Below are 3,371 nucleotides of genomic sequence, written 5' to 3'. Positions count from 1 at the left end.
GCACATTGGCGTTAATTCATTGCATTGTTCAGTTTTCAAAGAACCGTGTCGCTTCATGCGACTTGATTATGATAGCATCTCTTTTCTTTGGTGTCAAGCCTTTTTCGCACCTTTTTTGAAATTATCAGAAATGCTCTGCACCAACCGGATTGTTGATGCTTAAGTATCATATCACGCTAAATATACGTTGTCAAGAAACAGTCAATATTTACTCACTATTTCTTACATATAAAAAGGCGCCCATATGGACGCCCTTTTATATGTATCTTTAGAAGTATCGCAACCAAATGTATACTTGCCCAACAAATACGGTAAATAACATCATCGGGAAACCGACTATAAAGTATTTTTTAAAGCTCATATCGTAACCGTTTTGGGCTGCCAAGGCCGCAATAATAACCCCCGGCGAGGAGCCGATAATCGTGCCGTTACCGCCATAGCAAGCACCAATGGAGAGCGACCACCACAAAACATTGGGGTCAAGTCCCATTACGTTTTCCATCTCCTTAATGATCGGAATCATGGTTGCAGTAAACGGAATGTTATCCACAAAAGCGGAAGCTAAAGCACTGATCCAGAGAATCAAGGAAGATGTCATTTCGATGTTGCCTTGGGTCTGTTCCACAGCCCATTTCGCAACCCAACCGATAACACCGGTAGCCTCAATACCGCCGACAAGAACAAAGAGGCCGATGAAGAAGAAGATGGTGCTCCAATCTACACCGCTCAATGCTTCTTCCGGAGTCTCACCCGTAAAAACCATCATGGCAATCGCACCGGTAAGAGCGATCGTCGCTGTTTCGAATCCGATCAAATTATGAATGGCAAACCCGAATACTGTTAAAACCAAGACGGTTAACGAAATATGGAATAGCCGCCAATCGGCAATCTGCTTTTTCGGATCCAGTTTGTCTAAAAGCGATTTTTCAAAAGGTTCGTGTTTAAGTTCTTTACGAAAAACAAGTAGCAAAGTAGGTACACAGAGAAGCAATACAAACATAGCGATCGGGCCGGTATTGGTAACAAAGTCCATAAACGTTAAGCCAACGGCGCTGCCGATCATGACGTTCGGCGGGTCGCCTACCATCGTTCCTGTACCGCCGATATTGGAAGCCAGAATTTCCATGATCAGGAAAGGATAGGCATTAAGACGCAAAAATTTTGTTAACGAAATAGTGATCGGCGCGATTAGCAGTACTGCTGTGACGACATCCAAGAACGCTGCCGAAATTGCTGTTAAAAATGCAAACATCAACATCAACAGCAGCGAACGACCTTGTGTCAATTTGACGGCCCAAATAGCGAAGGCTTCGAACATCCCTGTCTTTTTAACGACAGCAACGATCATCATCATCCCGATTAAAAGGCCGAGTGTATTGAAGTCTATAAAACGGGTAATCGCCATTTCCTGCGTGACAAAGCCCACCAAAATCATTGTCATGCCGCCAACCAATGAAACAATCGTTCGCGGCCATTTCTCCGACATGATCACAGCGTAGGTTGTCACAAATATTAAAATTGACAAAGTAAACGCGCTAAACACTCCGCCTCAGCCCCTCATGATAATATTTTATGATATTATTAAAAATATTTTCATCTAATGCTATGCTCGTCTTACATTGTATAATTTAACGATTGAACTGTCAACGAAAACGGGCCAATTGCCTATTATCAGTGGACAATAATTACCTATAAGTAAAAAGCCTCTGCTTAGCAGAGGCTTGATGTGGTGATCCATCCGCGACTCGAACGCGGGACACCCTGATTAAAAGTCAGGTGCTCTACCAACTGAGCTAATGGATCATACTGGCAGGGGTAGGTGGATTCGAACCACCGTATGACGGAGTCAAAGTCCGTTGCCTTACCGCTTGGCGATACCCCTGTGGGGTGAGTAGTGGGAGTCGAACCCACGCATAACGGAGCCACAATCCGCCGTGTTAACCACTTCACCATACCCACCATGTCCGAATAAATCGGAACAGTTAACAGTTTACCATCTTGTTTGATTACTGTCAATATTTATTTAGAACTTGTCATCGGCGTTTCGTCCCTTGCCACCAAGTGACGCACAAATTCCGGTAATACAAATGCAGCTTTACCGATTTCCGTATTGTAATAACGACAATGCGGTAAACTTGGGGTTCGCCATTCCGATGCCAAAGGGTCCCGCGTTTTAGCTCCCAACGTAAAGGAATGATAGCCGCTGGGATACAACGGAATCGGTGCTGTATACAGACGGGTCATCGGAAAGCTTTTCGCAACCGCCTGTTGAACATCGAAAATTAACTGTTGATGGAAGAACGGCGATTCTGTTTGCTGCACCATGATGCCGTCTGCCTTTAAAGCCCGTGCACAAGCGGCATAAAATTCGGCGGTAAAAAGGCCTTTCCCGGGGCCAATGGGATCCGAGCAATCAACAATAATCACATCATATTCATTCTCTGCCGCTTCCACTTTGGCAATGCCGTCGCCGACAGTAACGGTTAATCGAGGATCATCTTGCAATAGCGCGGCCGCAATTTCGGGCAAGTATTTCTTAGCGATAGCAATCACAGCTGGGTCAATCTCAACCATTTCCACCGATTCGACTGTAGTATGACGCAACACTTCTCGCGCCGTACCGCCGTCACCGCCGCCCACAATCAGGATGCGGCGCGGCTGCGGATGCAGACATAAAGGGACATGGGTGATCATTTCGCTATACACCCACTCATCGGCGATAGAGGTTTGAAAAACGCCGTCCAAGATCAACATCCGACCAAATTGAATGCTGTCCGCCACGACAATGTGCTGAAATTCAGACTGCTCCTCATGCAAAATTTCCCGTACAGCAAGGGAGAGTTTAACGGACGGACTTTGTTCTTCAGTGACCCACGCAGTTTGCGTTGCCGCCATCTTATGCCTCCCGGTCGATTTCACCCGCTGCGGAATCTGATGCTTCCGCTTCTATCTCTTGTATCGCTTGCGAATCCGCTTCTTCTACATCGGTAACGGTGAAAAGTTCTTCCTCGTTATTTTCTTCCGTCTCGGGCACGGTTTCATAGTTTGCCATGCCTTGGGACGGATCCGCTACCATGGTATCCACCAACTCTAATTGCGATTCGAGCAACGAGCGTAATTTCGCTCGGAAAACGCTGATATCGGCCATGATTTGGTTGTATTGTTCCTGTGCGTTGCGTAATGAATCTGCCGTATCGCGGAGCATCTGTTCTTTCTCCGTTTCCGCTTTGGCAATGATCAATTCCGCTTCTTTGCGCGCATTGACTTTGACATTTTCCGCCGTTTCCTGCGCCATCATCAATGTAGATGTCATGGTCGTTTCCATCGTTTCGTAATTTTTCAATTTCGTGCGCAGCATATCGGTTTCTTCT

The 3,371-nt window shown here is 46.1% G+C and carries 3 protein-coding genes and 3 tRNA genes; all 6 read right to left on the bottom strand.

What is annotated here, in order from left to right; genetic code table 11:
• Positions 1-268: 268 nt before the first annotated feature.
• Positions 269-1,543 carry an ArsB/NhaD family transporter gene (locus RDN69_RS05990; protein WP_024048015.1) on the bottom strand — a complete coding sequence of 425 codons (1,275 nt, stop codon included), beginning with the start codon at positions 1,541-1,543 and terminating at the stop codon, positions 269-271.
• Between the two features lie 184 nt (positions 1,544-1,727).
• A tRNA-Lys gene (locus RDN69_RS05985) sits at positions 1,728-1,803 on the bottom strand.
• 4 nt (positions 1,804-1,807) lie between these two features.
• Positions 1,808-1,882: transfer RNA gene (locus RDN69_RS05980), tRNA-Gln, on the bottom strand.
• Between the two features lies 1 nt (position 1,883).
• Positions 1,884-1,959: transfer RNA gene (locus RDN69_RS05975), tRNA-His, on the bottom strand.
• A 60-nt stretch (positions 1,960-2,019) separates the two neighbouring features.
• Positions 2,020-2,895: a polyamine aminopropyltransferase gene (gene speE / locus RDN69_RS05970; protein WP_024048016.1), complete on the bottom strand. Its 876-nt coding sequence runs from the start codon at positions 2,893-2,895 to the stop codon at positions 2,020-2,022.
• Between the two features lies 1 nt (position 2,896).
• A partial coding sequence (locus RDN69_RS05965) for a DivIVA domain-containing protein (protein WP_288218375.1) occupies positions 2,897-3,371 on the bottom strand: 475 nt, incomplete at its 5' end.

Origin of the sequence: uncultured Negativicoccus sp. (assembly GCF_902480485.1) — a bacterium.
In the GTDB taxonomy this organism is placed as follows: Bacteria; Bacillota; Negativicutes; order Veillonellales; family Negativicoccaceae; genus Negativicoccus; species Negativicoccus succinicivorans.
This window is presented reverse-complemented; position numbering and strand designations above follow the sequence as displayed.